The organism is Nostoc sp. JL31, from assembly GCF_017114965.1.
Taxonomy (GTDB): domain Bacteria; phylum Cyanobacteriota; class Cyanobacteriia; order Cyanobacteriales; family Nostocaceae; genus Nostoc; species Nostoc punctiforme_A.
The window spans coordinates 17,289-44,208 of the sequence record NZ_JABXKO010000103.1 but is presented as its reverse complement, the minus strand read 5'-3'; the positions used below and the strand labels follow the sequence as shown (position 1 = coordinate 44,208).

At 40.5% G+C, this 26,920-nt stretch carries 20 protein-coding genes; all 20 read left to right on the top strand.

The genetic code is table 11. The annotated features are described in order from the left end of the window. Positions 1-23 precede the first annotated feature (23 nt). The 20 genes from rfbF (at position 24) to HWQ43_RS25200 (ending at position 26,742) form a co-directional block, all read left to right on the top strand. Positions 24-797: a glucose-1-phosphate cytidylyltransferase gene (rfbF, locus tag HWQ43_RS25295; RefSeq protein ID WP_292738782.1), complete on the top strand. Its 774-nt coding sequence runs from the start codon at positions 24-26 to the stop codon at positions 795-797. Positions 798-915: 118 nt separating this feature from the next. Continuing rightward, complete coding sequence (gene lhgO / locus HWQ43_RS25290) at positions 916-2,130, top strand: L-2-hydroxyglutarate oxidase (RefSeq protein WP_292738781.1); 1,215 nt, start codon at positions 916-918, stop codon at positions 2,128-2,130. Positions 2,131-2,563: 433 nt separating this feature from the next. Next, positions 2,564-3,592 carry an NAD(P)-dependent oxidoreductase gene (locus HWQ43_RS25285; RefSeq protein WP_292738779.1) on the top strand — a complete coding sequence of 343 codons (1,029 nt, stop codon included), beginning with the start codon at positions 2,564-2,566 and terminating at the stop codon, positions 3,590-3,592. A 271-nt stretch (positions 3,593-3,863) separates the two neighbouring features. After that, the gene (locus HWQ43_RS25280) at positions 3,864-4,817 is read left to right on the top strand and encodes a glycosyltransferase family 2 protein (protein ID WP_292738778.1); all 954 of its coding nucleotides are present in this window, start codon (positions 3,864-3,866) and stop codon (positions 4,815-4,817) included. A gap of 37 nt (positions 4,818-4,854) precedes the next feature. After that, positions 4,855-5,862: a glycosyltransferase gene (locus HWQ43_RS25275; RefSeq protein ID WP_292738776.1), complete on the top strand. Its 1,008-nt coding sequence runs from the start codon at positions 4,855-4,857 to the stop codon at positions 5,860-5,862. A gap of 50 nt (positions 5,863-5,912) precedes the next feature. Continuing rightward, the gene (locus HWQ43_RS25270; protein ID WP_292738774.1) at positions 5,913-6,755 is read left to right on the top strand and encodes a phytanoyl-CoA dioxygenase; all 843 of its coding nucleotides are present in this window, start codon (positions 5,913-5,915) and stop codon (positions 6,753-6,755) included. A 21-nt stretch (positions 6,756-6,776) separates the two neighbouring features. Further along, entirely contained in the window at positions 6,777-7,622 is an 846-nt protein-coding gene (locus HWQ43_RS25265) for a phytanoyl-CoA dioxygenase (protein ID WP_292738772.1), read from the top strand. A 132-nt stretch (positions 7,623-7,754) separates the two neighbouring features. Next, positions 7,755-8,300, top strand: coding sequence for a dTDP-4-dehydrorhamnose 3,5-epimerase (rfbC, locus tag HWQ43_RS25260; protein ID WP_094351590.1), 546 nt, complete (start codon positions 7,755-7,757; stop codon positions 8,298-8,300). A gap of 370 nt (positions 8,301-8,670) precedes the next feature. Further along, positions 8,671-9,984 (top strand): Gfo/Idh/MocA family oxidoreductase, encoded by a 1,314-nt coding sequence (locus tag HWQ43_RS25255; RefSeq protein ID WP_292738770.1) that lies wholly within the window; start codon positions 8,671-8,673, stop codon positions 9,982-9,984. A gap of 303 nt (positions 9,985-10,287) precedes the next feature. Next, positions 10,288-11,388, top strand: coding sequence for a glycosyltransferase (locus HWQ43_RS25250; RefSeq protein ID WP_292738768.1), 1,101 nt, complete (start codon positions 10,288-10,290; stop codon positions 11,386-11,388). Positions 11,389-11,513: 125 nt separating this feature from the next. Further along, entirely contained in the window at positions 11,514-13,745 is a 2,232-nt protein-coding gene (locus HWQ43_RS25245) for a polysaccharide biosynthesis tyrosine autokinase (protein ID WP_292738766.1), read from the top strand. 814 nt (positions 13,746-14,559) lie between these two features. After that, positions 14,560-15,279: a heterocyst development glycosyltransferase HepC gene (gene hepC / locus HWQ43_RS25240; protein ID WP_292738764.1), complete on the top strand. Its 720-nt coding sequence runs from the start codon at positions 14,560-14,562 to the stop codon at positions 15,277-15,279. 212 nt (positions 15,280-15,491) lie between these two features. Beyond that, a complete protein-coding gene (hepA, locus tag HWQ43_RS25235; protein WP_292738762.1) occupies positions 15,492-17,342 on the top strand; it encodes a heterocyst formation ABC transporter subunit HepA in 1,851 nt (616 codons plus the stop codon). Between the two features lie 282 nt (positions 17,343-17,624). Then, complete coding sequence (locus tag HWQ43_RS25230; protein WP_292738760.1) at positions 17,625-18,785, top strand: glycosyltransferase family 4 protein; 1,161 nt, start codon at positions 17,625-17,627, stop codon at positions 18,783-18,785. 64 nt (positions 18,786-18,849) lie between these two features. After that, positions 18,850-19,842: a glycosyltransferase family 2 protein gene (locus HWQ43_RS25225; protein ID WP_292738758.1), complete on the top strand. Its 993-nt coding sequence runs from the start codon at positions 18,850-18,852 to the stop codon at positions 19,840-19,842. A gap of 181 nt (positions 19,843-20,023) precedes the next feature. Next, on the top strand, positions 20,024-21,226 hold the full coding sequence (locus HWQ43_RS25220) for a glycosyltransferase family 4 protein (protein WP_292738756.1): 1,203 nt from the start codon (positions 20,024-20,026) through the stop codon (positions 21,224-21,226). After that, positions 21,144-22,094, top strand: a complete 951-nt coding sequence (locus HWQ43_RS25215) for a glycosyltransferase family 2 protein (RefSeq protein ID WP_292738754.1) — start codon at positions 21,144-21,146, stop codon at positions 22,092-22,094. The genes HWQ43_RS25220 and HWQ43_RS25215 overlap by 83 nt, the downstream gene beginning before the upstream one ends. Before the next feature lie 47 nt (positions 22,095-22,141). Next, complete coding sequence (locus HWQ43_RS25210; RefSeq protein WP_292738752.1) at positions 22,142-23,611, top strand: O-antigen ligase domain-containing protein; 1,470 nt, start codon at positions 22,142-22,144, stop codon at positions 23,609-23,611. Positions 23,612-23,643: 32 nt separating this feature from the next. Beyond that, positions 23,644-24,777 carry a glycosyltransferase gene (locus HWQ43_RS25205; RefSeq protein WP_292738750.1) on the top strand — a complete coding sequence of 378 codons (1,134 nt, stop codon included), beginning with the start codon at positions 23,644-23,646 and terminating at the stop codon, positions 24,775-24,777. A gap of 315 nt (positions 24,778-25,092) precedes the next feature. Further along, positions 25,093-26,742: a GMC family oxidoreductase gene (locus HWQ43_RS25200; protein ID WP_292738748.1), complete on the top strand. Its 1,650-nt coding sequence runs from the start codon at positions 25,093-25,095 to the stop codon at positions 26,740-26,742. The last annotated feature ends 178 nt before the right edge of the window (positions 26,743-26,920 follow it).

Here is a 26,920-nt window from a genome sequence, read left to right as displayed (position 1 = left end):
CTACAAATCTCCGAGGTAATTGCATGAAAGCGGTGATTTTGGCTGGAGGTCTTGGTACACGCCTCAGTGAAGAAACCAGTGTTAGACCCAAGCCGATGGTTGAGATTGGTGGTAAGCCAATTCTCTGGCACATAATGAAAACATATTCTGCCCACGGCATTAATGATTTCATTATTTGTTGCGGTTATAAAGGTTACATCATTAAAGAGTATTTTGCTAATTACTTTTTACACATGTCAGATGTTACCTTTGACATGCGCTTTAACCAGATGAACGTGCATTCTGGTTATGCAGAACCCTGGCGTGTCACCTTAGTAAACACGGGTGATAATACAATGACAGGCGGACGCTTAAAGCGAATCAGCGAACATCTTGGTAACGAGACTTTTTGCTTTACTTATGGTGATGGTGTCAGTAATATTAATATCACTGAGCTAGTTAAATTTCATAAAGAACAAAGTAGCTTAGGAACACTCACAGCCGTTCAACCAGCCGGACGTTTTGGTGCTATTTCTTTAGGATATGAGCAAACCAAAATCACCAGCTTTCGGGAAAAACCTGAAGGTGATGGAGCTTGGATTAATGGCGGCTATTTTGTCTTAGAACCAGAAGTAATCAACTTAATTGCTGATGACTCTACAGTGTGGGAGCAAGAACCATTAGAAAAGCTAGCTGATATGGAACAGCTATCTGCTTTCAGACATGATGGGTTTTGGCAACCGATGGATACTTTACGTGATAAAAACTATCTCGAAGGGCTGTGGAAAAACAACCAAGCTCCTTGGAAGGTATGGTAAGGAGAGTTGGGGGAGCAGGGGGAGCAGAGGAGAATAATTAATAACCAATGCCCAATGCCCAATGCCCCATGCCCAATGACTTTATAGATTTACTGTAATTTGAAGTGCGATAATACTAATGTATGATTTTGCGATTATAGGTGGGGGAATAGTTGGACTCTCGACAGCGTTGGCTTTAGGAAAACGCTATCCTAATGCCCGGATTTTAGTACTAGAAAAAGAGAGTCAATGGGCATTTCACCAAACTGGCAATAATAGCGGGGTAATTCATTCTGGTATTTACTACAAGCCAGGGAGTTTCAAAGCTAAATTTTGTCGTGATGGTTCTCGTTCAATGGTAGAATTCTGCCAAGAGCATGGAATTGACCATGAAGTTTGTGGTAAAGTAATTGTTGCGACTGAAGAACAAGAACTACCACGCTTAGAAAATCTCTACAAACGCGGCTTAGACAATGGCATAGAAGTCCAGAGAATCAGCCCCGAAGAAGTGAAGGAAATTGAACCTCACGTAAGATGTGTAGGTGGAATTCGGGTATCTTCAACTGGTATTGTTAATTACAAGCAAGTTTGTTTGAAATATGCCCAGCTAATTCAACAGCAGGGTGGAGATTTACACCTGAATACAAAAGTCCTGAAAATCTCTCCAAGTGGTAAAAATCAGGTATTGCAAACAAACAAAGGTAACTTTGAAACCTGCTTTGTAATTAATTGTACTGGATTGCATAGCGATCGCACCGCCAAACTAGGGCAAGTTGAACCCCAAGCCAAAATTGTCCCATTCCGGGGAGAATACTACGAACTCACCCCAGAAAAACGCTATCTAGTCAAAACACTAATCTACCCAGTTCCCAATCCAGATTTCCCCTTCCTGGGTGTCCACTTTACCCGGATGATTGATGGTAGCGTCCATGCAGGGCCAAACGCAGTTTTATCCCTCAAACGCGAAGGCTACAAAAAAACCGACTTTGACTTACGAGATTTTCTGGAAGTCATCACCTATCCCGGTTTCTGGAAGTTAGCAGCTAAACACGCTGATGAAGGCATTCAAGAAATCATTCGTTCTTTTAGCAAAGCAGCCTTTACCAGAAGTTTGCAAAAACTAATTCCTGAAGTCCAAGCAGAAGATTTAGTTCCCACCCATGCAGGAGTTCGCGCTCAAGCCTTAATGAACGATGGCAAGCTTGTAGACGACTTTTTGATTGTTTCTGGTCAAAACTCCATTCATGTTTGCAATGCTCCTTCTCCTGCTGCTACATCTTCTCTAGAAATCGGCAAAGCGCTTGTGGCAGAAATTCCCCAACTTTCGCATCTAGAGAGTGTAGTCACTGCATAGATATCATAGTTGTTATTTCCGGGACTGCTGACGTAAGGGATGAATCTTGTATGGTGGGCATCTTTCTTTGCCTGCCTCGAAATATAAGGGACGAGTAAGATATCCATCCTACAACAAACAAAAAAGTGTGGTGCATCAATTCAGAACCGCTATAGAGTGCTTCTACCCAATGGGTTAGTCGGCAAACTATGTAATGACTTTATATATAGCGCTTCTAGGTTGAGTCCAATGACCTCCAACCTCAAGAAAAGGGGTAAGATTCAAAGCCTCTCTCCTAAAAGTAGAGAGGTTTGGAGAGAGGTCAAGTTATTGCATACAAACGAAAAATATAGCGGTTTCCTTCTAGATGCAACACACTCTAGGGCGTACATCTGTGCGTCCATGCTAAACGAAGAATTTAACTCATCAACACAATACAAAGGAATTAACCACAATGAAAATATTAGTAACTGGAACAGAAGGCTATCTAGGTTCGTTATTACCGCCTCTGTTAATTGAACGAGGACATGAAGTTATTGGTCTAGATACCGGCTTCTATAAAGTTGGTTGGCTGTACAACCCTAGTGGAGTCACACCCAAAACTCTGAATAAAGATATCCGCAACATCACCCCTGATGATTTGGAAGGTATTGAAGCCATAGTTCACATGGCGGAACTCTCCAACGACCCAGCCGGACAATTGGCACCAAATATTACCTACGAAATTAATCATGTAGGTTCAGTTCGTCTAGCTAGCCTGGCTAAGGCTATGGGTGTGCGTCGCTTCGTATATATGTCTTCGTGCAGTGTCTACGGTGTTGCAACCGCAGGTGATGTCACAGAAGAATCCCCAGTTAATCCCCAAACAGCCTACGCAGAATGTAAAACTCTCGTAGAAAGAGATGTCAGACCACTCGCTGACGATGACTTCTCTCCCACCTTTATGCGGAATGCTACAGCCTTTGGTGCTTCTCCCAGAATGCGTTTTGATATTGTTTTAAACAACTTAGCAGGGTTGGCATGGACTAGCAAAGAAATCAAAATGATTAGTGATGGTACACCTTGGCGACCATTAGTTCACGCATTGGATATTTGCAAAGCAATAGTTTGCACCTTAGAAGCACCACGCGACATTGTACATAACCAAATCTTCAACGTGGGAGATACAGCAAATAACTATCGCGTTAAAGAAATCGCGGAAATTATTGCTGATGTTTTCCCAGATTGTAAATTGTCCTTTGGTGACAACGGCGCAGATAACCGCAGCTATCGCGTATCCTTCGAGAAAATCAACACAATCCTACCCGGATTTAAATGTGATTGGAATGCCCGACTTGGTGCCCAGCAGCTATTTGATTTATTTAGTCAAATACACATGGCTGAAGATACTTTCTTGTTTAGAGGATTTACTCGCTTAAAACAGCTAGAGTATCTAATTCGCACAGAACAAATTGACAAAGATTTTTTCTGGAATAAAAAATAGCTAAAGTTGCCTAGCCGCAACGGACAAAGAATCTAAGCTTCCGAATCAAATAGCGTTGATTCGGGCTTATTCCATCCATCAAATTATTTGCAATCAGTGAATTAAATTTTATGGCTTTCCTCTCAGCATTAGGAAACGAGTTAGCCATCTGAAAGCTAAATAAATTGCTACTGGATTAAATCGCTACATTTTGAGCAACAGCTAAATAAACAAAGTATAATCTATTAAATTTTCTCTTTAAGGCTAAAGCAGAAGGTAAATCAATCGCTATATGAATAAATTGCTGACTATCGCAATTCCTACATTCAATCGTGCCCAGATTTTAGATAAACAACTTATTTGGTTAGCCAAATCTATTAAAGGGTTTGAGTCTGACTGTGAAATCTTTATTTCTGATAATTGTTCTACAGATAATACTCAAGAAGTTATTAAAAAGTGGCAGATAATTCTTGGTAATGTAACATTTAGAGCAAATATAAATAGTGAAAATATTGGGGTAATGGGTAATATTGCTTGTTGCTTAAAAGCCCCAACTAGTAAATATGTTTGGACAATTGGTGATGACGATCCAATTCAAGAGAGAACCCTAGATTATGTGTTAACAACACTAAAAAAACATTCAGATTTAGCACTAATGTTTTTAAACTTCTCTGGTCGTCAAAAACAAACAGATCAACTTGTTGTCGAACGCTGGTTGAATAGTGATAACGACGAATTAAGAGTTGATGGTAAAACTGTATTTCAAAGTTATCTGAATGAAAATTTTGGTGGTGTACTTTTTATATCAGCAGCAATTTATCGCACAAATCTAGTGCAACGCGCTTTACAAAAATGGCCGTCTGCTACTAGTAATTGGGCATCTCAAGCATATTGGACTGCATTTTGTGCTGCTCATGGGAGTGTCATCGTCACTAAAGACACTTATTTAGAATGTACTATGGGCGCTAGTCTTTTGGATCTCGACCCAACATGGAACTTTAAAATGCGATATGCGTACATACCTGAAGTTTATATAAAACTATTAAAGGTAGGATATCCTCATAAATTTTGTCAGGAAATGATTTGGCAGAATTTCCATCAAAAAACTGACTTAAAAATCTTATTAGGTGCTTTAAAACGTTGGCCTTTCTTGACAATCAAGATATTTATTCCTTACCTACGTTTGTTAAGCATATCAGCTTGGGCAATTCTTTTTCCACCAAAACAGCTAGAGACGAACCTGTAACCATTCATATATCAATTTATTAACTACTATTTTTACCATGCAGAAATTACTGACCATTGCTATACCGACTTATAATCGTGCTGAATTACTGGATAAACAGTTAGCATGGGTAGCTCAAGCTATCAAAGGTTTTGAAGATGATTGTGAAATTTTAGTTTCTGATAATTGTTCAACAGACAATACTCAGGATACGATCAAAAAATGGCAAATAATCCTTAGCAATATCCCATTTAAATCAAATAAAAATCCTCAGAATTTAGGCGTTGTCAAAAATATTATGTATTGCCTAAATTCTACTACAACAAAATATGTTTGGACGATTGGTGATGATGACCCAATTCAAGATAGAGCAATTGCTTATGTGATTAGCAAACTTAAGCAATATGAAGATTTATCATTATTGTTTCTCAACTTTTCTGGTCGGAACCAAATTACTGGTGAACCAGTTCATCCACCAACAATTGTTGGTAATCGCTGGTTTGATATAGATAGTGAAGATGGTAATGGTGATGGTAAAGCTATATTTGAGCATTGTTTCTCAAAAAGTGTCGGTGCAGTTATTTTTCTGACTGCAACAATCTACCGTACTGATTTAGTGAAACGCGCTCTACAAAATTGGCAAGATGCTGAGAATAACTGGATATCTTTAGCATATTTAGCCGGGTATTGTGCCTCTAATGGTCGTGTAATTGTCACGAAAGAGACTTATTTGGAATGTGTTGTGGGTGTGAGTTATTGGCAGAAAGAACCAAAATCTGCACTGTTAATGCAATACAAACACATACCTGAAGTAATTTTGAAATTGGAAGAGAGTGGATATTCTAAGCAGTTTTGTCGGCGGATGCTTTTGCAAAACGGTAAAGAAGTAAACTTGAAAGTTTTCTTAGGTGCTTTAAGAAGATGGCCTATGTCCGCCATTAAGATAGTAGTCCCATTTTTAGCTTTAGTCGGTTTATGTGCTTTTGACGTGATGATTTCTAAAGAATTTAGTTTAGCAGAATCAAGTGAAATACCTGCTCAAGAAATACGGAGCTATAAGCCATAAGCTACTAAATTACTGATAAATTTACATTAAAATTAGAAGGAGTTTACCACATGTTTAATCTAATTAAACGCAAAATATCTACGCTATCTTCTGACTTTGAATATTATGTAGCTCGTTGGAAGCATAGCAGAAATCTGCCAGCATTGGAAGGGCGCGATCGCAATATCCTCAAGGCTCTCAAAAAAGACGGTGTTTATGTCACAACACTGGCAGATTTAGGCTTCAACTCTAGCTCCGAACTGCTCAAAGCTGCTTACCAGCAATTGTCTCAGATGGAAAATCCCAACAACGACCATCTAGACGAAAAATTGCCACAAATTTCCACAGTTACAGGTTTACCAGAGTTTTATGCCTGGGCAATGGAGAAAAGGCTTCTCAATCTCATCGAAAACTATATTGGTCTTCCTATTGCTTTTCACGGTGTACATTTACGTAAAGATTTCCCTAGCAAACATCAGTTTGGCACACTACTATGGCATGGCGATTCCGAAGACCGTCGCATTATCAAAATCTTTGTTTACTTGAATGATGTCGAAGAAAAAAATGGGCCTTTTGAATACATTCCCCGCTCTTTAACTTCTTTATTTAGTTGGAACTATATTCGGCTCTATTACAAACTTTGGAAGTCAGGTTATAGGGGCATCGATGATGAAGAAGTGAAAACAGTCATCTCCAAATCAGCTTGGAAATCCTGCCCAGGCCCAGCAGGTACTGTCTTGATTGCAGATCCGAAAAATACTTTGCATCATGGCACAGTCCGCACAGAAGAACGCTCAACACTATTCTTTTGTTACACCGCCAATCCTCCTGAAAAGCCAGAACTCTGCACCCAATACTGGGATGATACTTATCCCAGAGCAGAGCTAAGGCAGCAAGTCGAAAATAGCCGATAGTGTACTAAAGGTAGTCATGCAATGCTGATCAAGATTAAACGCAAAATATCTTCATTGGGATCTGAATTAGTTTACAGATTAGCACTTTTGAAACACACTGCTAATTTGCCTACACTAGAAGCAAGCGATGGCAAAATTCTTGATGACCTTAAATGTGATGGTATTCATATTACCACACTTGCTGAATTGGGATTCGATTCAACAGCAGAATTGCTCAAGGCAGCTTATGGTTATTCATCCCAAATGGAATCTGGCAATTATGACGATTCACATGAAAAATTTCCCCAAGTTTACACAGTTACATATTTACCTGAATTTGCTACTTGGGGAAGCGAAAAAAGGCTTCTAAATATCATTGAAAACTACATTGGTCTGCCAATCATTTTTCATGGTGTACATCTCCGCAAGGATTTTCCTAATAAAAGTCAGTTTGGTACACAACTATGGCATAAAGATGCAGAAGACCGCCGCATGATCAAAATCATTATTTACTTAAATGATGTTGAAGAAAAGCACGGGCCATTTGAATATATACCAGCCTCTTTAACCTCTTTATTTAGATTAAACTATTACCGTACTTACTACAAGCTTTGGCAATCTGGTCATTTAGGCATCACCGATGAAGAACTAAATGAAATTATCCCGAAAGAAGCTTGGAAATCTTGTACAGGATTAGCAGGAACAGTCATTATTGTCGATCCCAAAAAAGCCATGCATCACGGTACATCACGCACAGAAGATAGGCTAACTCTATTCTCCTGCTATACTTCTACTTCTCCCGACCGCCCAGAAGTTTGTACTCAATATCGAGACAATACTTTTCCTCAACCAAAGTTAACTGAATCAGTCAGTAATAGCGCCATATAGTTCAATTAAAGCAAACTACTTGTTAATAGAAAAATCTGCTCAAGACTATTCTTGATGAAATTTATAACAAGTTAAGTTTTTAAATTTGCCAAGTTTTGTTGTCGTCAATATTCCTATCGAGGTTATTCATTCATGCTCTTTACTCAAACTGCACTCAAAGACGCATTCATCATTGATTTAGAAGAAAAGCCAGACCACCGTGGTTTTTTCGCTCGGTCTTTCTGCGCTCAAGAATTTGAAGCACACGGATTAAAGCCAACAGTTGCCCAATGTAACCTGTCTTTTAATTACAAAAAAGGTACTATCCGGGGAATGCACTATCAAGTTCTGCCAGCAGCAGAAACAAAATTAATTCGCTGTACGAAAGGCGCAATCTACGACGTAATTATTGATATGCGTCCTGAATCTCCTAGCTTTTTATCACATATTGGTGTAGAGCTAACCCCAGAAAATCGCCGTGCTTTATATGTTCCAGAAATGTTTGCTCATGGCTATCAAGCGCTCACCGATGAGACTGAAGTTGTATATCAAGTGGGTGAATTTTACACCCCAGGATATGAAAGAGGTTTACGCTATGACGATCCATTCTTTAACATTGATTGGCCTCTAGATGTGACTGAAATCTCCGAGAAAGATTTAAATTGGCCCTTGTTGAGAATGATGACTGTTGGCGTATAGACTATTTCTCTGTGCCAGGTGTTTTCCACACAACACACTGGCTCCTCTGCATGAGGTAATACACAATAATGCGAAAGTCACAAGTATTACCAATTTACCTGCTGAAGATCGGTATGGGAATATGCAAGAGCAAATCATACCAAAGAAAAGTTTGCCCAAGCCTACAGAAATGCTGTGGAGCAAATTATCAAAAATCATAGCCAAGAAAAACAGACTGCTATTATAACATCTAGCAAATAACTAGTTAGTAGCTATCATTCATGATAATTTCCATGAAAATGTACTTAATATCTAGCTGTAAAAAATTATTAAGTGCAAAATTATCGAGAATTTGTAACACAACAAACAGTTCTAAAAAGGAGTTTAGTTCATGATTATTATCGATCGCGCCTTACAAGCCCGTGCAGCAGCAGGAAATCCTATCAAGGTGGGAATGATCGGTGCTGGTTTTATGGGTAGAGGAATTGCCAACCAAATTGCCAATTCAGTGCCAGGAATGGAGTTAGTTGCTATCTCTAATCGCCAGATTAGTGCAGCTAAACAAGCTTATTCGGAAGCAGGAATTGAAGATATTCAAGTTGTTGCAACTGTCAGCGAATTAGAAGATGCGATCGCTAACGGTAAGTATGCAGTCACAGAAGACGCTAAATTACTGTGTCGGGCTGAAGGCATCGATGCATTAATCGAAGTCACGGGTGCAGTGGAATTTGGCGCTCAGATCGTTATGGAAGCGATCGCCCACCGCAAACATGTGATCATGATGAATGCCGAACTCGACGGCACCATTGGCCCCATCCTGAAAATGTATGCCGACAAAGCAGGCGTGATTCTCAGCGCTTGTGATGGCGATCAGCCAGGGGTACAAATGAACCTTTATCGCTTTGTAAAAAGCATTGGTTTAACTCCCTTATTGTGCGGTAACATTAAAGGACTCCAAGACCCCTATCGCAATCCCACCACCCAGGAAGAATTTGCTAAACGTTGGGGTCAAAAGCCCCACATGGTGGCTAGCTTCGCCGACGGAAGCAAAATTTCCTTCGAGCAAGCGATCGTTGCCAATGCCACAGGCATGAAAGTCGCCAAACGGGGAATGTTGGGATATGACTTCAGCGGTCATGTCGATGAAATGACCCAGTTATATGATGTTGAACAACTCAAAGAACTAGGCGGTATTGTCGATTATGTAGTTGGAGCCAAGCCAGGCCCAGGCGTATATGTATTTGCCACTCACGACGACCCCAAGCAACGCCACTATCTCAACTTATATAAATTAGGCGAAGGCCCACTTTACAGCTTCTATACTCCTTATCACCTCTGTCATTTTGAAGTTCCCTTGTCCGTAGCGCGTGCTGTTTTATTTGGTGATGCCGTTATGTCTCCACTAGCAGGCCCGCTAGTAGATGTTGTCACCACCGCCAAAATCGACCTGAAAGCAGGAGAAACCTTAGATGGCATTGGCTACTACATGACCTACGGACAATGTGAAAATTCCGATATCGTCCAACAGCAAAATCTTCTACCAATGGGTTTAGCTGAAGGGTGCCGCCTCAAACGAGATATTTCTAAAGATCAAGTCCTCACTTATGAGGATATAGAATTACCTGAAGGCAGACTCTGCGACCAACTACGAACTGAGCAAAATGCCTATTTCGCTCCAGAAAAAATCTTAGTAGCAGTTGGATAATATCGGTTCTCAAAACATTTGCCACAAATGAATTGGCTGTAGGGGCGTATAGCTGTACGCCCGTAATACGTTTCGGATAAGATCCCCCCGCCTGCGGCGACCCCCTTAAAAAGGGGGTAAAAAGAAGAAAAAGCCCCCCTTTTTAAGGGGGGTTGGGGGGATCTCCGAGACCCCTACTAACGTATTTGTCGCCAGAATTTCATCAAGAGGATAGAAAGCTATACTGCGGGACACTAAAGTTGTTGATAGTAACTTGCTGGGGAGCGTTTCAACAAACCCGATCGAAACTTTAGGTCAAATTTCATGAAAATTGCTCTCGTCCATGATTATTTAACCCAGCGAGGTGGGGCAGAGCGTGTGTTTGAACTGCTTTGTAAGCGCTATCCCGAAGCAGATATTTTCACATCTTTGTACGATCCCCAAAAAACTATCGATCTAGGCGATCGCATAGTTAATACAACCTTCTTGCAAAAGATTCCTGGTGCAGCAAAATATTTTAGATCGATGGCTCCTTTATATTTTCCTGCCTTTCGTGCCTTGGATCTGCAAGACTACGATTTAATTATTAGTAGTAGCACCAGCTTCGCCAAAGCAGTGCAAAAAAATCCCAATGCCCACCACATTTGTTTTTGCCATAACGTTACCCGTTTCTTATGGGATACAGCAACTTATTTAAGAGAGTACGGGGACTATAGATATTTTGCTCCTTTAATCGAACAAGTATTTCAAGTCATGAGAAAGGTAGACCTGAAATATGCACAGGAGCCTGACCTTTACATTGCTAATTCTAGTGTTGTTGCCCGCCGGATTGAAAAGATTTATGGCAAAAAGGCAATGATGGTGAACTATCCAATTGATACTAGTAAATTTGTTTTTTCAGATATAAAAGATGAATATTATCTGGCCTCCGCCCGGATGATCAGTTATAAGCGACTTGATATAATAGTCGAAGCTTTTAATTGGTTGGGGTGGCGGCTATTAATATCTGGTGACGGGCCAGAACTAGCACGGTTAAAATCCAAAGCATTACAAAATATTGTGTTCTTGGGACACGTAAGTGATAGAACCCGCAAAGACTTGTTTTCCAAAGCCAAGTCTATTATTGTCGCAGCCTTAGAAGATTACGGGTTAGTTCCAGTAGAGGCTAATGCAAGCGGCACACCAGTCATCGCTTATGGAGCGGGTGGAGTATTAGATACTCAAATTCCAGGTGAAACAGGAGTCTTTTTCAAAAGACAAACACCCGAATCTCTACAAGTTGCATTACTAGAAGCCAACGCCATTTCTTGGGATTACGATCGCATCCGTAATCATGCAGTAGCAAATTTTTCAGAAAATGCATTCTTTGGCAAGGTTGAGCAAATTATCAATCAAGCTTGTGGCGTGCAGCAATTATTCATTTGATTTCTGAATCTCTTTCCACTATCAGATTACCTATTTATTTGCTCTCTCCTCATTGGCGGTTCGTAAAAAAATAGGTATTCTTCGGAGAATCTCTTAGCGTAAGTCTTGAAGACAAGGATATAAAAGTGGTTCAAACTAGTCTAAATCCTCATCTAGCTCCAGCTTCTGAAAGTGAACCAAGTTACGGGCAAATGTTTGCCGTATTTGTGCGGAGATTTCCTTGGTTCTTAGCAGTATTAATTAGTTCTATTGCTATTGCCAGCATAGTAACTGTAAAAACGAAGCCTACTTATAAAAGTTCTATGCAACTGCTAGTAGAACCTAACTATCAAGGTAAAACGGAAGGTGGTGCGGGGGTAGACAATCAGTTTACTGACTCTAACGTGGTTATAGATACTGCCACTCAGCTTAACTTGATGCAAGGTTCGGGACTCATCCAGAAAGCAGTTGATAAACTTCAGTCTAATTATCCAGATATAACTTCAGCTGAAATTAAAGCTTCTTTGGTCTTAACTCAAATCAGGAGCAAAGAAGATAATGTCGCTACTAAAATCTTTCAAGTTGAATATACCGCTGGCGATCCTGAAAAGACCCAAAAAGTTCTGGATGCAATTCGACAAGTTTATCTAGAATATAACAAACAACAACAAAGTTCGCGTTTACAAAAAGGTCTGCAAATCATCAGGGAACAGTTAAGTAAAGCTAGTGAAGAAGTAAACGCATCTGAGACAAATTTACAAAGGTTTCGCAGAAATCAGAACTTAATCGATCCAGAGTCACAAGCCAAAGCGATTGAAACAGCTTTGAACAATCTTTCCCAAGAAAGACAGACAACTCGCGCTCAGTATGGGGAAGCTTTAGCACGCCAAAAATCTTTAGAAGAACAACTTAACCGTTCTCCCCAAAATGCTCTAGTTGCTTCTCGTTTGAGTCAGTCTACTCGCTATCAAGGCTTACTAAACGAAATCCAAAAAAGCGAATTGGCACTAGCACAAGAACGCTTACGCTTTACAGATCAAACTCCGAGTGTGCAAAAGCTGAAAGAACAGCTTCAGGGCCAGAAGGAATTATTGCAACAAGAAGTAGGAAGAACTTTAGGCGGAAAATCTGCTGGTGCATTCACTTCTGGAGACTCTCTTCTCGAAAAAGGACAGCTGGGACAAATCGATCTCAGCCTTGCCGGTCAGTTAGTAGAAACGCAGACAACTATAGTTGCTTTAACTGCTCGCGATCAAACTTTGGCTCAGAAAGAAAACGAGCTACGTTTGGAAATCAAACGCTTCCCGCCTCTGTTGGCTTATTACAATCGGATGCTACCGCAGTTGCAATTTAGTCGTGAAAGATTAGAGCAGCTTTTAAGAGCAGAACAACAATTACGGCAAGAACTTTCCAAGGGTGGATTTAATTGGGAAGTGGTAGAAGATCCCCAAAAAGGCGCACAATTAGGCCCCAATCTCCAACAGAATTTGCTGTTAGGTGCTGTGGTTGGCTTAATGTTAGGAGGAATTGCTGCCTTTATTCGCGAATCGGCTGATGATGCAGTTCATACTACTGCTGAGTTAGAGAAGCAAATGGCTATGCCGTTGTTGGGGACAACTCCCAAGTTACCGCCAGCTAAACCCAGAGAATCAATGATCAAGTTGCCTTTTGGCAAGCCAGAAGTTCTCGCCCCCTGGACGATTCAGGTATTGCAATCTCCACCGCGTTGGGAATCGCTGGATCTGATTTACAAAAACATCGAACTTTTAAATACTGTTACTAATTTAAAATCTTTGATGATTACCTCAGCTTTAGCCGATGAGGGTAAATCAGCTTTGGCGTTGGGTTTGGCAATGAGTGCTGCTCGTTTGCATAAAAGAGTACTGCTGATTGATGCCAACTTACGCGATCCCAGTTTACACCATCAACTGAATCTTCCTAATGAGCAGGGACTTTCAACTTTATTGGCGAGTGATACAACTCTACCCAACCAAATTAGTCTTCAATACTCAGGCTCCGCCTACATCGATATTTTGACTGCTGGTCCCAAACCTGCCGACCCAGCTAATCTGTTGAGTTCCCCGCGGATGATGCAATTAATGGCAGCATTTGAGGAAAACTATGATTTGGTTCTGATAGATGCGCCCCCAGTTCTCGGCTTGGTGGATGCGATGCTTACCGCATCATCTTGTCGTAGTGTGATTATGGTGGCAAGCATTGGTATTGTGACGCGAAGTCAGCTTAATCAAGCGACAGCTATGCTGAGTAAGTTAAATCTGATTGGGGTTGTAGCTAATGGGGTATCAAACTCTAGTAGCAATTACGTACCCAATATCAAACAACAGCAATTGGCTCTACGTCAAGCTGTAGAAAAGTAGCTAGTACGGCTAGATGATAAATCCCCGACTTCTTAGAGAAGTCGGGGATTTTGCGTTTTGGATTTTTTCTCGTTTTTAGCTAGAGGCTAGAAATGCTGTTCATTGGGCTGCTGCCGTGAGTAAAAGAGGCGGAGCCTCAAGGACGAGCATTCCCAGTCTGAGACTGGGAACGAGGCAATCTGCTAAAAGCTGGTTTTAGACTGGCTTTTAGCTTAAATTGACAGCAATGATTCATGAATTGCCTCTACGTTTTGAATGAACCAAATTGAATTTTGTTGCGATCGGGAAGAATTCAGTATATTTATGCTATCTTTATGAGTTTTCAGAGAAATCACTGACTCTTTAAAGAATAAATAAAGAAGTTATTTGAGCGATCGCTATTTCTACAGAGTCTTATATTCTAGAGATTAAAGCACCTTCATAAAGGCTAGAAAACAAGAGCAGACTGGTTTTTCAAATCTATCGAGACAATGAACACCTTAGCGTAATTAAACGTAGATATAGATTCATGGGTAATTTCCCTCTACACTTCTCTACTGTCAGTAGTTTCCGGAAAATCAAGATTTGCCCATGAATGTTAATAGTAGCGGTGATTGCTACCTATGTAATTAGTATCTGTCTAATTTGTACATCTCTACACCAGCAGAATTCTGCGCGATATGTGCTTGGCTAAGTGGCAAATACTATAGCATATTTTTGCCCTCAATTCTCTCCAACTTTTTGGACTTACAACAAGATTCGGATTTGGGTCTTTGGCATTAATAGCCTTTGATAACGCCTCAGTAATTCACTCCTGTATAAACCCAAAGACATTATGACAACTTCAATAATTCCAACTCTAGAGAATTTATATGATGTAACCCAGTCACACCAAGATAATCGTGGCTACTGCACACTCCAGTGGCGACGGGGTAAGCTGTTGGTGAAGCCGCTTGGAGGAGTGAAACAACCATATCTGGCTTCATTAGATAATAAGCGATCGCTAGTAGAATGCTTACAACATTCTCCAGTAAGTTTGGTCAGCATAGATCCAAAATTGGGTGAGACTTTGCTCAAATTTTGGGCAGATGCGTGTGAAGCAGCTCAAAAACCAATATTCCTAAGCATACCCGCTGGCAAAAAACTTCCTAACCAACCCTTCAGACAATTGCAGCGAGTAATTGATTGGATTGCTGCTTTCGTATTGCTGCTATTAGTAAGTCCAGTCATGTTGGGATTGATTGTATTAATGCAGGTTTACTCGCCAGGGCCTCTTTTTTGTCATGAATGGCGTGTTGGGGAACGGGGTAAACTCTTTCAAGCGATGAGCTTTTGCGCCAAGAATAACACACCGCTAGAGCGTTGGATGGGTAAATACAATCTCGACAATCTGCCACAGTTATTTAACGTCCTACGGGGTGACATGAGTTTAACCGGATCTCGTTGTTGGACTTTGAAAGATGCAGTACAGCTAAATAAATTACCAGAAATTACAGCTTCCTGGGAAGTAGAGGCACAGTCTCACCTGTTACATCTGGATAGCCAAACTCTGTAATTTATCTGTGCGGTAATTGATGATTTCATCTACCGCACTGAGGCTCAAACAAAAATTGTTTATGTAGCATCTATCTATAGAGTAATCCGGTTCTAGATAATTGATTTTCCAGACGCGATAAATTGCATCTCTACATTAGGGTTTTAGGCTTATCTGAACTGTATTAATCTATAGAGGTCTATCTACCTTGCCAAACTATTATGATAAAATTCATGAATTTACAGCTTCCTCAACCACTCAGTAATCTGCTTAAAGCTAGCAGCTTTTGGCAGGACAATTATTTGATATTGCGAGAATTTAAACACTTTCGTGAAATTGCAATTTTAGCTCTGTTTTTCTCAATTTTGGCGGCAACCTTTGAAGGTGTAAGTATTGGTTTTTTACTTTCCTTCTTGCAAAGCTTAACTAGCCCCAACGCTCAACCTGTCCAAACAGGAATAGAATGGTTTGATCTTTGGATTTTGGGAGCCAAGACCTCAGCAATTAATCGTTTATATCGTGTATCTTTGCTTATTCTATTGAGTACTTGGTTACGTGCCACCTTTAATTATTTTTCTCAAGTTTATACTGAATTATCTCAACTACATCTTGCCGATCGCTTACGCAAGCAAATTTTTGAACAATTACAATCCTTATCCCTAAGTTACTTTAGTCAAACTCGTTCTGGCGAACTAATTAACACAATTACCACTGAGATTGAAAGGATCAGACAAGGTTTTAGTGGCGGAGCTTTTTTAGTAACTAGAGGACTCACAACCTTTGTCTACTTAATATCAATGTTTTTGATCTCATGGCAATTGACGATCATCTCAGCATTACTATTTACACTTTTAGGTGTAGGGTTATCAAACCTGAATGCCAGAGTCAGAGAATCGAGTTTTGGTATGACAACTGCTAATGCTAATTTTACATCAACAGCCATAGAATTTATTAATGGCATTCGTACTGTTCATTCCTGTGGTACTCAAGAATTTGAGCGTCAGCGTTACTATAAAGCTAGCGATAAAGTAATAAGTAGTACAACAAAGGTTGTATTTACCTGGACACTTGTGAAGCCAATTGCCGAAGGTGTAGCAACTACGGTATTGATCGGAATGATTATTTTGGCATTCACTAGTCTTGTCACTAATGGAACGCTACAAGTTGCTTCTTTACTAACCTTTTTCTTTGTACTATTTCGCTTTATTCCATTTGTTCAAGATATTAATGGCACGAGAGCATATCTTAGCACTTTACATGGTTCAGCAGATAATATTAAAAATCTGTTAAAAAGTGATGAAAAATATTACTTTCAAAATGGCAGAGTTCAGTTTAAAGGATTAAACAGGTCAATAGATTTAGTATCTGTGGATTTTGGCTATGATGATGAAAATCTAGTACTGCATAATATTACCCTGACGATTGAAAAGGGAAAAATGACAGCGTTAGTCGGATCGTCTGGCGCAGGTAAAACAACCCTTGCTGATTTAATTCCCCGATTTTATAATGCTACAGATGGATATATTTACATTGATGAAATGGATATCCAGCAGTTTGAAATTAACTCTCTTCGTCGCAAAATAGCTGTCGTCAGTCAGGATACCTTCATCTTCAATACTAATGTTTGGCAGAATATTTCTTACGGCACTCCAGAGGCGACGAATGAGAAAATTCAAGAAGCCGCTAAACTAGCGAATGCACTAGAATTTATTTTAGAAATGCCCGAAGGTTTTGATACTCAATTAGGAGATCGGGGTGTTAGATTATCTGGAGGACAAAGACAGCGAATTGCTATTGCACGAGCTTTACTGCGGAACCCAGAAATCTTGATTTTGGATGAAGCAACTAGCGCTTTAGATTCGCTATCTGAGCGCTTAATTCAAGATTCGTTAGAAAAGCTATCTGTAGGCAAAACAGTAATTGCGATCGCTCACCGTCTTTCTACTATTTCTAAAGCAGATAAAGTTGTAGTTTTAGAACAGGGACGGATAGTAGAGCAAGGTAAGTATCAAGAACTATTGGAACTAAAAGGTAAGCTTTGGAAATATCATCAAATGCAGTATGAATTAAGGCAGCCAGATTAAAAACAACATCCAATTACCAAAAGACTTACAACATATTAATCGGCTGTATATCTCTACAGCCGTAAACCCCTAAATATGTATCAGTAATTTTGCAAAATCGTAGAACAATAATAGGACTTACGCAAAAACCCTCTCAAACTCTCATTTCTCGGTGATCTCTGCGCCCTCTGTGGTTCGTTTTCCGTTACCTGTGCGTAAGTCCTAAATAGGATTTTAACCATTTATTACCTCTATAAATAAGTTATTAGAATTAGCCCTATATACTTAAAAATCATAGAAAATATGTCCCAGGAAATCTTTGACAAAGACCTAATTTATCAATGCTCAAGCTTTGGTGTCGGTGGGAGCGGAGGTGTTGAAACTTATTTAGCTTCTCTGTTTGAACATCGACCACCTGATGTTAGCGATCGCGTGATAAAATCACTTAAAAATATCGATCAAAGACAGTTCAAACTGCTGCACATCCACAGTCCAGATTTGCTATTGCAGCTTACAGGCGAATGTCCTGCTATCTTCAGCGTTCATAATCACTCATTCTACTGTCCTAGTGGCACAAAGTATTTAGCAGAGCAACGGACAATCTGCGATCGCAACTTCTCTTACTTAGGATGTACCTGGGGTAAATTAGTAAATAAATGTGGTAGCCGTAGACCTTTAAGAACTCTTAGAGAACTTCAAACAACTCATCAGTTTTTAGATGTCTTGAAAAGGCTAAAAATTACTTTCATTGCGAATAGCGAATATGTGCGGCAAGAGTTAATTCAAAACGGTGTATCCCCAGAACAAACTATAACGCTACACTGTGGAATCTCTATACCAGAAACAGCAAGTTCACCCCTAAGCTTGGAAGTACATCAAAATCATCGAATTTTGTTTGCTGGACGAATTGTTTCTGATAAAGGTCTGGAATGGTTACTGAAAACCTTAATACATACAGACCCGAAAATTCAACTTGATATTGCCGGTGAAGGTTGGGAACGACCACGATTAGAAAAGTTAGCAAGCACACTCGGATTGAATCAGCGAATCACTTGGCATGGTTGGTGCAATTCGGATAAATTAGATAAACTTTATCAACAGTGTTTTGCAGTCATCTTTCCCAGTGTTTGGCCTGAACCTGCTGGTCTTGTAACTCTGGAAGCATACTCTCGTTGTCGACCTGTAATTGGTAGTGCAGTCGGAGGGATTCCAGAACATTTACGAGATGGAGAAACGGGTATTCTTGTTCCAGGCAATAATATCCAAAAGCTGGCTGATGCTATTAATGAATTGTATAGAGATTATCAAAAAAGCCGATACATGGGTGAGCAAGGTCATACTCTATTGATGAAGGAATTTACAATGGCTGCTCATGTAAATAATCTCCGAACAATTTATGCAAAAACAATAGCTGAATTCTCTTCCCCAGCCAACAAAGTATATAGTATCTCTCCAGCTAAATAAGCTGAATTTACTAAAAACATCAATTATTGCATCTTTTACTTAGAAAATATAAAGTGAGAAAAATATGTCATTACATCAAGAATGTCAACAACCTTTAGTCAGCGTTGTTATCCCCACCTATAATCGACCAGACTATCTCAAGCAAGCGATCGCAAGTGCAATAAAACAAACTTATCAAAATATTGAAATTATTATTTCTGATAATTGCAGTTCAGAAAATCCCCAAGCAATTGTCGCATCTTTTGGTGATTCACGCATCAAATTTTGGCAGCATCCGCAAAATGTGGGGATGCTAGCTAATCAGCAGTATGGTTTCAATATGGCACAAGGTAAATATGTTGCTAGTCTCCATGACGATGATATTTGGAATGAAGACTTTTTAGCAAAGCTTGTACCACCACTAGAAGCAAATTCTGATTTAATTCTCGCTTTTTGTGACCAATATATTATAGATGCTAATGGCATAATTAATTATGCTGGTACCGAAGAAAATACACGCGCTTACAAGCGAGACAAACTAGCAAAAGGAATTTATCAACCTTTTTCCAAAATTGGGTTAGTAGATAAAAGTATACCTACTGCTGCATCTTGCGTGATTCGCAATAATTTGGTGGATTGGTATAGTATTCCCTCAGAAGTTGCTGGGATGTGGGATTTATATTTAACCTATCTATTCTGTATATCTGGTTATGGCGCTTACTATTGTCCAGAAAGATTGACGCGATATCGCGCCCATGAACAAACTGATACTATGCTCAGTGGTAGTCGAGATGTACAAGCAAAAATTCGCAAAGCGAAAAGCGAAATGTTTTGCTATCAAGTATTTATGGAAGATCCTCGGTTACAGGAATTTAGAACTCATTTTCAACAGAAATGGTTAGAAGCTAATACTACTTTGGGAATTGGTTTGCTACGAAGCGAACAGATAGCCGCAGCACGTCCTTATTTTTGGCAGGCGCTGAATCAACAAAAATTTAATGTGCGAACTATGGCAGCACTTAGTCTTAGTTTTACGCCGCAATTTTTAGCAAGTAAGTTAATAGGAATATCGAAATAATATCTCAATATCTCTGAGTTGAGGAATTTATTTGTTAAAGAGACCTCTTGCATAAGTTGAATAGACCCCCCTTAATCCCCCCTTATAAAGGGGGGAAACTTTAAATCTTGCCCCCTCCCCAACACATCGGGGAGGCTTGGGAAGGGGTGATTCAAGGATTTTATCCTTAAGGAAATAGTGTATGAAACTTTGTATTGTTACTCATAAAATCAAAAAAGGTGATGGTCAGGGGCGGGTAAACTATGAGGTTGCTAAGGAAGCAATACGTCGCGGTCATCACTTGACATTATTAGCTAGTGAAGTTGCACCAGAACTAGAAGACAATAACCAAGTTAATTGGATTAAAATTCCAGTCAAAGGCTATCCTACAGAATTTTTACGTAATTTCGTCTTTGCCCACAAAAGTGCAGATTGGTTGCGTAAACATCGCTCTGACATTGATTTAGTTAAAGTCAATGGAGCAATTAATCTGGCTGCGGCTGATGTAAATGCTGTACATTTTGTCCACAGTTCATGGTTGCGATCGCCTGTTCATATTTCTCGCAATCGCCGCGATTTATATGGTTTTTACCAATGGCTGTTTACGGCTTTTAATGCCCGTTGGGAAAAACAAGCTTTCCAAAAAGCGCAGGTTGTTGTGGCTGTATCCGAAAAGGTAGCCCAAGAATTAGTCAACATTGGTGTACCGCGTTCTCGGATTCGGGTAATTGTCAATGGCGTTGACTTAGAAGAGTTTACTCCTGGTGAAAGTGAGCGCCAAAAATTAGGTTTACCAGAGAATGTCACCCTAGCCCTGTTCGCTGGAGATATCCGCACACCCAGAAAGAATTTAGATACAGTATTACACGCCTTGGTGAAAGTTCCCGATTTACATCTGGCGGTGGTAGGTCATATCGAAGGTAGTCCCTTCCCAGAACTAGCAGCATCCTTGGGGTTAAGCGATCGCGTGCATTTTGTCGGATTTCGCCGTGATATCCCCGAAATTATGCGGTCAGTAGATTTATTTATTTTTCCTTCCCGATATGAAGCTTGTAGCCTCGTATTGTTAGAAGCACTTTCTTCAGGACTACCAGTAATTACTGCCACAGCTACCGGGGGTGCAGAGTTGGTGACACCAGAATGTGGCATCGTCTTAACCGACTCAAATGATATCGAAGCTTTGGCTGTGGCGATGATGTCCTTGGTTAGTGTAGATATGCTTATGCAGCAAATGAGTCAAGCTGCTCGTTCTGTGGCAGAACAACATAGCTGGACTACTATGGCACAAACTTATGTGGATTTATTCGAGGAGTTAATAAAGAATGCGGAACACCGTTCTTATACCGACTTATCGCCGTCCACAAGACCTCTCACGCTGCCTTTTGGCGCTACAGGAGCAAACTAAACCAGTCGATCAGGTGATAGTGGTTGTCCGCGATACGGATGCAGAAACTTGGCAATTTCTTGCGCAATACACAGCGCACAATTTGCCACTGCATACCGTGAAAGTAACACAACAGGGGGTAGTAGCAGCTCTCAACGCCGGACTGGCAGCAGTGGAGGGCGATATTGTTTCCATTACTGATGATGATGCCGCACCCCACCCCGATTGGTTAGAGCGGATTGCGGCTTACTTTACCTGTGATAGTCGCCTCGGCGGACTGGGAGGGCGTGATTGGATATACCACGGCAGCAAATTAGAAGACGAATCCCGCCCAGTAGTGGGACAGTTGCAGTGGTTTGGGCGAGTCATTGGCAACCATCACCTGGGAGTGGGAGAACCCCGCGAAGTCGATATTCTCAAGGGCGTGAACATGAGTTTTCGTACCCAAGCTATCGGACAACTGCGCTTTGACGAACGGATGCGTGGTACTGGAGCGCAGGTACACTTTGAAATGGCATTCACCCTGGCATTAAAGCGGGCTGGTTGGAAGATAATTTACGATCCTAACGTTGCTGTAGATCATTATCCAGCACAACGTTTTGACGAAGACCAGCGAAATAACTTTAATGAAATTGCCTTTATTAACTTAGTCCATAATGAAACCTTAGTTTTACTAGAGCATTTACCATTTATCCGCCGGATTGCATTTTTGTTCTGGGCAGTATTTGTAGGTACATGCGATAGTTTGGGCTTAGTACAATGTCTGAGATTTTTACCTAGCCAAGGGCAATTGGCGGGGAAAAAGTTATTAGCATCCTGGCGTGGGCGTTGGCAGGGATATCAAGAATTCAAAATTCAAAATTCAAAATTCAAAATTAAGGAAATTTGAATTTATTGGAAGCTGCCAAATTTATTTATATGTACATCTAAAATTGAATGAATTCTAGACAGATACTTTTCAATAGTTTTTTACAAGAAAACTATTCTCCCGAAGAGCGATCGCTACAGGGTTGGATGGCGATCGCAGGCTTTATATTACTAACTGTAGTTTGCTATTTTGGTGGTGTTACTGCCGGATTGCGCCTAATTTACCCGGCGACAGCTTTAGTAGTAGCCTTATTTTTATACTTGCGGCATCCCATTCTCTACATTGGCTTTACCTGGTGGATTTGGTTTCTCACACCCTTAGCGACTCGCTTAGTTGACTATCGGGTAGGGTGGGATGCTAGCCGTCAAATGCTCATAGCACCATACTTAGTGGTGTTTATAACTATAGCAACATTTTTGCGGCATTTTCCCCGCGCTTCTCGCCAAGGGGGTTTGCCGTTTGTTTTGGCTTTTATTGGAGTTTTCTATGGCTTTCTCATCGGTCTAATTTACAACGCACCTATCCCTGTAGCACGCGGATTGATGGATTGGCTCAGTCCGGTTATTTTCGCTTTTCACTTATTTATCAACTGGCGAGATTATCCCAGCTATCGCCAGAACATTCAACGAACATTTCTCTGGTGTGTGTTGATTTTAGGAACTTATGGCGTATATCAATTTGTGGTTGCTCCTGAGTGGGATAGGTACTGGCTCATACAATCAAAATTATTCATGAGTTCTGGAAACCCTGTACCTTTTGGGATGCGCGTCTGGAGTACATTACACTCAGTCGGCCCCTTTGGTTCTGTTATGCAGGCTGGATTACTGTTGTTATTTACCGGTTCAGGAAACTTAATTTTTCCGGCTTCGGCTGTTGGTTACTTATCTTTTCTATTAACACAAGCACGTACTAATTGGGGAGGCTGGTTATTTGGAATAATTATGATTATGGGTTCAGTCAGAGCCAAAATTCAAATGCGCTTAATTACCATAATTGTGGTCATGGCTATTTGTGTTGTGCCATTGACAACTATCGAACCAATTGCTGGGGTGGTAGCAGCACGTTTTGAAACTTTTTCTAATATTCAAGAAGATGGCAGCTTTAAAGATAGATCGGGAACTTACGATAGAAATCTCGGTTTAGCCCTTTCTAATGCTCTAGGTAATGGCTTAGGAAATATTTGGAAGGTCAACGAAAAAACTGGTCAAATTGAAGTAGTGGTAATTGATAGTGGCATTTTAGATATGTTTTTCACCCTTGGTTGGTTTGGAGGCATATTTTATATGGGTGGATTAATCTTTTTGATTATTACTGTTAGCAGCTATGGTGAAGGTCGTTTCGATAGTTTTGTCAGTGCTGCCCGCGCCATTGGGATCAGTGCCGCTTCACAGTTAGTTATCGGTAGCGGGATGTTGAGCGTATCAGGGATGATTCTTTGGGGATTTTTAGCTATGGCTATGGCAGGGCATAAGTACTATAGCAATCCTCAGACGCTCTCCAATATTCCTAACTTTTCTAATAAATCGAGAATCTCATAAATTTTACAAATTAAATAGGACTTTTATAGATTATGAAAGTAATTATTGTCATGCCACTGGCCGAGCAACGAGGCGGTGGTGAAATGATGCTTTGGGATTTGGTACAGCAGGGACGTAATGCTGGTGTTGAGTGGCTGGTGATATTTTTAGAAGACGGCCCGATGGTCGAACAAGTAAAGTCTCTCGGTATTGATGCGCGAGTTGTGGAAAGTGGACGTTTACGCCAAATACACCGTTTTATTGGCGCTGTTTTGCGGATAGCAGCGATCGCTCGCCGCGAACGCGCAGATATAATTGTCAATTGGATGTGGATTACGCATATATCTGGAGGTTTGGCGGCAATGTTGGCGGGCTTGCCTGCTGTGTGGTATCAACTAGAAGTACCTAGTGATAAAACTTGGTTGGTGCGACTTGCTACTTTAATTCCAGCCCGTGCAATTATCACCCTTTCGCAAGATGGCAAGCAAGCACAGGCAGAGATTTGGCCCCACAGACCAACACCTTTGGTTTATCCTGGTGTCGCATTAGACCGATTTGAGCCGAATGCTTTACCAACTCCAGAAGAAGCACGGCGAAAACTAGGCTTACCTTTACACGGGCCTTTGATTGGAATTGTGGGACGATTGCAACGATGGAAGGGAATGCACGTATTGGTGCAAGCAATGCCCAAAATTTTACAGAAGTATCCCGATGCCCATTGTCTGGTAGTTGGCGGTAAGCACGATTTGGAACCGGATTATGAGAACTTCTTAAAAGCCGAAATCACCGCTTTGGGTTTGAAAGACCAAGTAATTATGGCTGGACTACAGCGCAATATCCCGGAATGGGTGCAGGCGATGGATGTATTTGTTCATGCATCAGATAATGAGCCATTTGGGATTGTGATTATTGAGGCAATGGCGTTGGGTAAACCTGTAATTGCTGGTAGTGCAGGCGGCCCGACAGAGATTATTACTGATGGCATGAATGGACTATTAACACCTTACGGCGATGCGGAGCAATTAGCGATCGCAATTCTCCGCTATCTTGACGAGCAAGAATTTGCCCGAAGTGCGGGAATAGCTGCACGAGAACGCGCTCTCGATTTTTCAACGCAGAATTATGCCCAAAATTTTATTAATGCAATTCGCTCTGTAATGCCTAGCCCTCTATCACAAAAGTTTTGATAGGTTTGTAGTAAGCACTTTAGTGCTTATTTGAAAAGTGTATGACTGTGATTTTAATCACCCCCCTTAATCCCCCCTTGTAAAGAGGGGAAACTAGAAAATCCAGTTCCCTCCCCTTTATAAGGGGAGGGTTAGGGTGGGGTAAAAAATATTTGATACATCAACTATGACTTTTCAAACAACCTCTTAAATATTTTCAGACTAAAGTCCTGACTACAAACGTATTTACGCCTCGTAATTAATGCGATAAATCATTATAAAACTCTCTGCACGTCTGCGTGATAAAAAAATATTTATGTAAAAGGAACTAAATCAATGTTGATTGATAGCCGCAAATTGCCAATAGATGAAATTATTAATACGGAAGTTTGTATAGTTGGTGCTGGCCCAGCAGGAATTACACTTGCACGAGAATTAATTGGGCAAGATTTTCGAGTGTGTTTACTAGAAAGTGGTGATTTGGAATTTAATCAAGAAACTGCATCTCTTGGTGAAGGTGAAACGGTTGGAGATCCTTTTCCACCTTTACAAGATATGCGTCATCGTCAATTTGGTGGAATGGCTAATGTCTGGAATATTGAAATTAATAAAAATCAACTTGGTCTGAGGCACGTGCCTTTAGACGAAATAGATTTTGAAAAACGAGATTGGGTTCCATACAGTGGCTGGCCTTTTAGTAAATCTCACCTGAATCCATTTTACGAGCGCGCTCAAGCAGTCTGTAAACTCGGCTCTTTTGCTTATGAGGCAGAGGCTTGGGAAAATGCTCAATCTCCTCGGACACATTTCACAAGTGACCGAGTTACTACTAGTATGTTTCAGTTTGGCCCACGCGATATTTTCACCAATGAATATCGCCACCAAATCAATCAATCTCCTAATATAACTACATTACTCAACGCTAATGTGGTAGAAATTGAGGCAGATGAAACAGCCCAAAGAGTGAAACGCGTGCAAGTTGCTTGTTTATCTGGTAAGAAATTTTGGGTTGTTGCAAAAGTATTTATTTTAGCCGCAGGTGGGATTGAAAACGCGCGTTTATTATTACTATCAAACAGAATTCAAAAGAATGGATTAGGCAACCAACATGATTTAGTGGGTAGATTCTTCATGGATCATCCATTTATCCGTTGTGGTATGCTTGTTCCGCAAAATCGCAAAATCTTTAATTCGATGGCTTTGTATGATTTACGCCGTGTGAATAATGTCACAGTCATGGGAAAATTTGCGCTGACGGAACAAGTGATGCGTCGCGAGAAATTATTAAACATGACCGCATTGTTATATCCCAGAGATGAAAGGTATAGATCGGCTGCAAAGGCTTCTGCAAAAATTTTGTTCTCTTCAGTTCGACAAAGACAGTTACCTAAAAATATTTTTCAGCATTTGCAAAATGTCATTACGAATATTGATGATTTAGTAGCTGATTGGTATAAATATAATCTCAAAAAGGAATATTTATTCCCTGATTTAAGTCATGGAGGATGGTCTGACCATGAAGGTAATGAACAGAAATATACAAAGTTTGAGGTTCTCAGCCAAACTGAACAAACTCCAAATCCAGATAATCGGGTAACACTCAGTAATCAACTAGATAAGCTGGGTTGTCCGCAAGCAAAATTAACTAATCATTGGAGCGAAATAGATATTTGCAGTGTGAAGCGATCGCAGTTAGTATTTGCACAAGAGTTTGCTAGTGCCGGACTGGGTGAGTTGCAGATTGAATTAGATGGAGATCGTCCAGTTGCTTCTCTTAGTACCCATCACAATATGGGTACAACGCGTATGCATCACGACCCAAAACAAGGAGTAGTCGATGCAAATTGTCAAGTTCACGGCATCTCTAATTTATTTATGGCAGGTAGCTCTGTTTTCCCTACAGGAGGCTATGCTAATCCTACGCTCACTATTGTTGCCTTGGCAATTCGATTGGCTGACCATCTGAAAGCTGAATTGTCTCACTAAGTATAACTTTGTGTAAAATCGTCACGTTTTAGATGTAGCGATCGCCTGATTCATATTTTGATTCAGCAACGCCAAAACTTATACCAATTCAATTAATGATTGCAACACATCCTTGGCTAAAGACGCGATGAATCGCGTCTCTACAAATGGTCTACTTGTCGCATTCTTTTTTCAAATT